Annotated in this window: 5 protein-coding genes and 1 pseudogene; 5 read left to right on the top strand and 1 reads right to left on the bottom strand. The window is 70.1% G+C overall.

The features are described from left to right. The 3 genes from ACOJSN_RS24395 to ACOJSN_RS24405 all read left to right on the top strand — a co-directional run. Window positions 1-458: exodeoxyribonuclease III (locus tag ACOJSN_RS24395; protein WP_420115082.1), on the top strand; the 458-nt coding region annotated here is incomplete at its 5' end. Between the two features lie 83 nt (window positions 459-541). Further along, window positions 542-1,429, top strand: a complete 888-nt coding sequence (locus ACOJSN_RS24400; protein ID WP_420115083.1) for a DUF4190 domain-containing protein — start codon at window positions 542-544, stop codon at window positions 1,427-1,429. A 12-nt stretch (window positions 1,430-1,441) separates the two neighbouring features. Beyond that, window positions 1,442-2,536: a septum formation family protein gene (locus tag ACOJSN_RS24405; protein WP_420115084.1), complete on the top strand. Its 1,095-nt coding sequence runs from the start codon at window positions 1,442-1,444 to the stop codon at window positions 2,534-2,536. Between the two features lie 69 nt (window positions 2,537-2,605). Here ACOJSN_RS24405 and clpB read toward each other — a convergent pair whose 3' ends face one another. Next, window positions 2,606-5,239 carry an ATP-dependent chaperone ClpB gene (clpB, locus tag ACOJSN_RS24410; protein ID WP_420115085.1) on the bottom strand — a complete coding sequence of 878 codons (2,634 nt, stop codon included), beginning with the start codon at window positions 5,237-5,239 and terminating at the stop codon, window positions 2,606-2,608. A 203-nt stretch (window positions 5,240-5,442) separates the two neighbouring features. On the opposite strand from clpB, the gene ACOJSN_RS24415 reads away from it, so the two are divergent. Together ACOJSN_RS24415 and ACOJSN_RS24420 are read left to right on the top strand one after the other, a co-directional pair. Continuing rightward, window positions 5,443-5,634, top strand: a complete 192-nt coding sequence (locus ACOJSN_RS24415) for an antitoxin (RefSeq protein WP_420115086.1) — start codon at window positions 5,443-5,445, stop codon at window positions 5,632-5,634. A 208-nt stretch (window positions 5,635-5,842) separates the two neighbouring features. Next, window positions 5,843-6,103: pseudogene (locus tag ACOJSN_RS24420) on the top strand (amidohydrolase); the annotation flags it as partial.

Consider the following 6,103-nt stretch of genomic DNA (forward strand, 5'->3'; position numbering starts at 1 on the left):
TGTACGTGCCGAACGGGCGAGCGCTGGAGGACCCCCACTATCTCTACAAGCTGGACTGGCTGCGGGCACTGCGCTCGGCCGCCGCGGCCTGGCCCACCGAGCCCACCGTGGTGATGGGCGACTGGAACGTGGCACCCACCGACGCCGACGTGTGGGACCCCGGCTTCTTCGAGGGCAAGACCCACGTGTCCGCGCCTGAGCGGGAGGCGCTCGCCTCGCTGTCTGAGGCCGGGTTCGCCGAGCTCACCGCCGCCGCCACGCCGGGCCGGTTCACCTACTGGGACTACCAGCAGCTTGCGTTCCCGAAGAACCGCGGCATGCGGATCGACCTCGCGTTCGGCAACGCCGCGTTCGCCGAGCGGCTGCAGCGGGTCGAGATCGACCGTGAGGAGCGCAAGGGCAAGGGCACGTCCGATCACGTCCCGGTCATTCTCGATCTCGACGGCGGAGCGGCCTGAACAGACAGGTACCCATCCTGGATGGGCACCTCTGACCTGTCGCTGCTCGGGCGAGGTCACCGATGCCAGATAGTGTTTCGCGCATGGGTCAGCCGCCAGCATCATGGCCGAGCCCTGACCAGCCGCCGTACGGGCAGCCGGCCGGGGCTCCGGCCTCACCGACCCCTGGCTACGGTCAGCAGGGTTCGCAGCAGGCCTGGCAGGACCCCTCGGGTGCGCCGCAGGGGCCCCCGGTGCCCCAGATCCCGCAGATGCCGACCCATCAAGGCGCCACTGCGCCGTCGGGACAGAGCATGTACGGCGCTCGGCCTGCCGAGCAGCCCGTGCAGCAGCAGGGCGGGTACGGGTCCTTCACGTTCCCGGTCGCGCCGAAGCATAAGCTGGAGCCGCTCGCGGTCGCGGGCGTGGCCACATCGCCGCTCGGTCCGGTGGGGATCGCGCTCGGGCTGCTCGCACGCAACCGCATCAAGCAGACGCGGCGGCGCAGCATGAACCTCGCGTGGACCGGCGTGGCGCTCGGCGCGCTGTTCACGGTGGGGTGGGCGCTGCTGACGGCGGTGCTGTCGCTGAACGGAACCATCGACCGCGCGCTCGAGAGCCCGCAGCCCGGGAACGTGTCGTCGCCCCGCACGATCGCGGCCGCCAACCTCGCGGTGGGCAACTGCATCCAGACGCTGCCGCCCGCGCAGCAGGTGGGCGAGGTCCGCCTGGTGCCCTGCGCCGAGGAGCACGCCGCGCAGGTCGTCAGCCTCCACGCGCTGTCCGGCCAGTTCCCGGGCGCTGATCAGCTCGCCACCGACGCAACCTCCACCTGCACCGCCGATGTCGAGCAGCTCGACGCCGGGGATGCCTCGTTCGTGCCTTGGTACCTCGTCCCGTCAGAGATCGGCTGGGACCAGGGCAACACCCAGGTGGTCTGCCTGCTCCGCGCAGATGCCGGCCCCCTCGACGTCGATCTCGTGAATTCCTAGGAAGGGGAACAGATGAGCACGCCATGGAACCCGTCGGGCCAGGACCCGCAGAACCCCGGTCAGCCGGGGCAGCCGGGGCAGGACCCGCAGCAGCCAGGACAGCAGCCTGGCCAGCAGCCTGGCCAACCGCAGCAGCCGGGCTACGGTCAGCCGCAACAGCCGGGCCAGGCGCCTAGTTACGGGGCGTCCTCGCAGCCGGGGCAGCCCGGCCAGACGCCCAGCTATGGGGCGTCCTCCCAGCCGGGGCAGCCCGGCCAGCCGCCGCAGCAGCCTGGCTACGGTCAGCCGCAACAGCCGGGGCAGCCGAGCTTCGGTCAGCCGCAGCAGCCTCAGCAGCCCGGCCAGCCGGCCTTCGGCCAGCAGCCGGGTCAGCAGCCGGGTCAGCCGGCCTTCGGGCAGCAGCCCGGGCAGCCGGGTGGCTTCGGTCAGCCGAGCCAGCCGGGACAGCCGCCGTTCGGCGCGTCATCGCAGCCGGGCTACGGCGGGTATGGCGGTGCGGGTGGCCCCGGTGGCCAGCCGCCGAAGAAGAGCCCGATGCCGATCATCATCGGTGTGGTCGTCGGCATCGCCGTGATCGTGGGCATCTTCTTCGCGATCCGCGCGCTCACCGGCGGCGGCACCGAGGACCCCACGGCTGATCCGACCACCACCCAGGAGCCGACCGACGACCAGGAGCCCACGGACGACCAGGAGCCGACCGACGACACGGAGCCGACCGACGACGGCGGTGGCGTCACCGAGATCTCCGACCTCGAGCTCGTGCCGGGCGACTGCCTGGTCAGCCTGGAGTACAACGACAACCAGATGCTCGAGTCCGTTCCGTGCGACCAGCCGCACGCGGCTGAGGTCGTCGCCGAGCAGACCACCGACGAGGCGGACTTCCCGGGCGAGGACGTGCTCGAGGCTGAGTCGAAGGAGTTCTGCACCGACGCGGTGGCGACCTTCTTCGACGCCGTCGGCGACTCGCAGAACGTCAACTTCACCTACATGTGGCCGACCGAGGGCACGTGGGAGTACGGCGACCGCAAGTCCACCTGCATCATGACGGCGATCAACGGCTCCATGTTCACCGGCAGCTTCATCGACGGTGACGTGACGGTCGACTGACACCCACCACAGACTGGCCCCGCTCGTATGCTCCGAGCGGGGCCAGTTGCTGTCTGAGCCGGCGGACTCCTACGCCGGTTCGCCTGACATCGCCGCGCCCGAGGTCACGTCGAGCCCGGCGGCATCGAGCGACTCGGGACGGTCGACCACCACGTGATCGCCGTCGGCCACCTGGCCACTCAGCAGCAGTCGGGCGAGCTTGTCGCCGATCTCCCGCTGGATCAGGCGGCGCAGTGGGCGGGCGCCATAGGAGGGGTCGTAACCTTCCAGCGCGAGCCACTCGCGAGCCGCCGGCGTGACCTCCAGGGTGAGGCGCCGGTCGGCGAGGCGTTCGGCCAGCCGCGCGACCTGCAGGTCGACGATGCTGCCGAGCTCCTCGACGCTCAGCGGGTCGAACAGCACGATCTCGTCGAGCCGGTTGAGGAACTCGGGCTTGAAGGAGGCCCGCACGAGGCTCATCACGGCCTCGTTCTTGGCGCCGGCGTCCAACGTCTCGTCGACCAGGAACTGCGAGCCCAGGTTCGAGGTGAGCACGAGGATGACGTTCCTGAAGTCCACGGTGCGGCCCTGGCCGTCGGTGAGACGACCGTCGTCGAGCACCTGCAGCAGGATGTCGAACACCTCGGGGTGAGCCTTCTCGACCTCGTCGAGGAGCACCACCGAGTAGGGCCGGCGGCGTACCGCCTCGGTGAGCTGACCGCCCTCTTCGTAGCCGACGTACCCGGGAGGGGCTCCGACGAGTCGCGCGACCGAGTGCTTCTCGCTGTACTCGCTCATGTCGATCCGCACGATGGCGCGCTCGTCGTCGAACAGGAAGTCGGCGAGCGACTTCGCGAGCTCGGTCTTGCCCACACCGGTGGGCCCGAGGAACAGGAACGAGCCGAGCGGTCGGTCGGGGTCCGCGATGCCGGCGCGGGAACGCCGTACCGCATCCGAGACCACCCGCACCGCGGCCTGCTGCCCGATGAGGCGCCGTCCGAGCACCCCCTCCATCCGCAGCAGCTTCTCGGTCTCGCCCTGCAACAGCCGCCCGGTCGGGATCCCGGTCCAGGCGGCGACCACCTCGGCCACCTCCTCCGGCCCGACGTACTCGGCCACCATCGGCGCCTGCTTCGACCCGGTCTCCGCCTGCGCCTCGGCCTGCTCGGCCTCGGCGATCTCGCGCTCGACGGCGGGAATCTCGCCGTAGAGCAGCCGCGATGCCTTGTCGAGGTCTCCCTCGCGCTGGGCACGCTCGGCATCGGTGCGCAACTCGTCGAGCTTCTTGCGTGCCTCACCGATCTGGTTGAGTCCCGAGCGCTCGGCCTCCCAGCGGGCGGTCAGCGAGGTCAGCTCCTCGCTCCGGTCGGCGAGGTCGGCGCGCAGCTTCTCGAGCCGCTGGCGAGTGGCCGGGTCCTCGGTGCCCCCCTCGGACAGGTAGGCCTCCTCCATCTTCATGCGGTCGACCTCGCGCCGGAGCTGGTCGATCTCCACGGGTGAGGAGTCGAGCTCCATGCGCAGCCGCGAGGCAGCCTCGTCCACCAGATCGATCGCCTTGTCGGGCAGCTGCCTGCCGGTGATGTAGCGGTCGGAGAGCGTGGCGGCGGCCACGAGGGCGCCGTCGGAGATCGTCACGTTGTGGTGCGCCTCGTAATTGGGGGCGATGCGGCGCAGGATCGCCACCGTGTCCTCCTCGCGCGGCTCGCCCACGAACACGTGCTGGAACCGACGCTCCAGCGCGGGGTCCTTCTCGATGTATTCGCGGTACTCGTCCAGCGTGGTGGCGCCGATCATGCGGAGCTCGCCGCGGGCGAGCATCGGCTTGAGCATGTTGCCGGCGTCCATCGCTCCGTCTCCACCGGCGCCGGCCCCGACCACGGTGTGCAGCTCGTCGATGAAGGTGACGATCTCGCCGTCGGAGTCCTTGATCTCGTCGAGGACGGCCTTGAGCCGCTCCTCGAACTCGCCGCGGTACTTGGCGCCTGCGAGCATCGCGCCGAGGTCGAGCGCGATCAGGCGCTTGCCGTTCAGTGACTCGGGGACGTCGCCGTCCACGACCCGCTGTGCGAGGCCCTCGACGACGGCGGTCTTGCCGACGCCCGGCTCACCGATGAGCACGGGGTTGTTCTTGGTACGACGCGAGAGCACCTGCACCACCCGCCGGATCTCGGAATCCCGGCCGATGACCGGGTCGATCTTGCCCTCGCGGGCGCGAGCGGTGAGGTCGGTGCCGTACTTCTCCAGGGCCTGGAAGGTGCCCTCCGGGTCGGCCGAGGTGACCTTGCCCGAGCCGCGCACTGCGGGGAGCCGCTCCACCAGCACGTCCCGCTCGGCCCCGGCGGCGCGCAGGATCTCACCGGCCGCGCCGGCGTCCTTGGCCAGCGCGAGCAGCAGGTGCTCGGTGGAGACGTACTCATCGCCCAGTGCGCCGGCTTCCTGGGACGCCGCGCTGAGCACGGTGAGGAGCCCGCGGGCGGCCTGGGGCTGATTGACGCTCGCCCCCGAAGCCGACGGCAGGGCTGCGAGGGCACCCTGCAGCTGCTGCCCGATCGCGCCACGGTTGACGCCGGCGGCGTCGAGCAGCGCGTTGGCCACGCCTCCCTGCTGCTCAAGGAGGGCCGCGAGCAGATGTACCGGCTCCAGCTGCGGGTTCCCTGCGGTCGATGCCGTCTGCAGCGCGGCCGCCATCGCCTCCTGCGACTTGGTGGTGAGCTTGGTGTCCATCGAACCTCCGAAGGTTGTGAAATCTGAGTCCATCCAGGACAACCCCGCTAGAGTTGAGTCTATTCCGCTCAACTCTGGATGCACCAGCCCGCCGGGCAGATGTACCCATCACCAGAACCTTGCCCGGCGAGGCTCCGTGCGTGCAAGACTGACGAATGTCTGGGCCGGGGCTCCGGCCACTCATCTAGTGAGGGGTACCACTCATGGGATTCGATGCGTTCAAGGACAAGGTCTCCCAGAAGGTCAACGAGGTCGTCGGCAACGAGGAGCAGACCGACAACGCGCTCGACCAGGCACAGAAGTTCGTCAACGAGAAGACCGGCGACAAGTACGCCGACAAGGTCGAGCAGGGGCGCGACTTCATCGACGGCAAGGTGGGCGACGAGCGCGCCTGACCACTCCCCCACACTGAAGGCCGGCTCCCGTACGGGGCCGGCCTTCGGCATCTCTGGCGCGCGACGGAACGGGGTCGCGGACGCCTCAGGAGCGGTGAGTGCAGTCCCACCCCGGGCAGGCCTGTGGGACCACACTCACCTCCCGACCGCACGGGTGGGATCACACTCACCGCTGCGGCGCCAACTGGGCTGGCCTACGCTCGCCGACATGTCAGCTGACCTCGTGATCCGTGGCGCACGCCTGCTCGGCGGCGACGCGCCGGTGGACATCGTGGTCGACAACGGTCGGATCGCCTCGATCGACCGTTCATGCTCGACGGCGTCCGGCCGGGCTCTCGAGGCTGAGGGACGTTGGGTGATGCCCGGGTTGTGGGACTTCCACGTCCACCCCACGGATTGGGCCGCGGTGGGTCATCGGCTGGACCTGCGGGCCGCGGAGTCGGTCGACGCGTGCCTCGAGGCGATCGCC

Origin of the sequence: Pseudactinotalea sp., assembly GCF_048594945.1 — a bacterium.
Taxonomy (GTDB): domain Bacteria; phylum Actinomycetota; class Actinomycetes; order Actinomycetales; family Beutenbergiaceae; genus Pseudactinotalea.

What these genes read in the sequence shown, in the direction of transcription:
- ACOJSN_RS24400 (WP_420115083.1), top strand. Translation starts at nt 542, where the DNA reads ATGGGTCAGCCGCCAGCATCATGGCCGAGCCCTGACCAGCCGCCGTAC.
- ACOJSN_RS24405 (WP_420115084.1), top strand. Translation starts at nt 1,442, where the DNA reads ATGAGCACGCCATGGAACCCGTCGGGCCAGGACCCGCAGAACCCCGGT.
- clpB (WP_420115085.1), bottom strand. Translation starts at nt 5,239, where the DNA reads ATGGACACCAAGCTCACCACCAAGTCGCAGGAGGCGATGGCGGCCGCG.
- ACOJSN_RS24415 (WP_420115086.1), top strand. Translation starts at nt 5,443, where the DNA reads ATGGGATTCGATGCGTTCAAGGACAAGGTCTCCCAGAAGGTCAACGAG.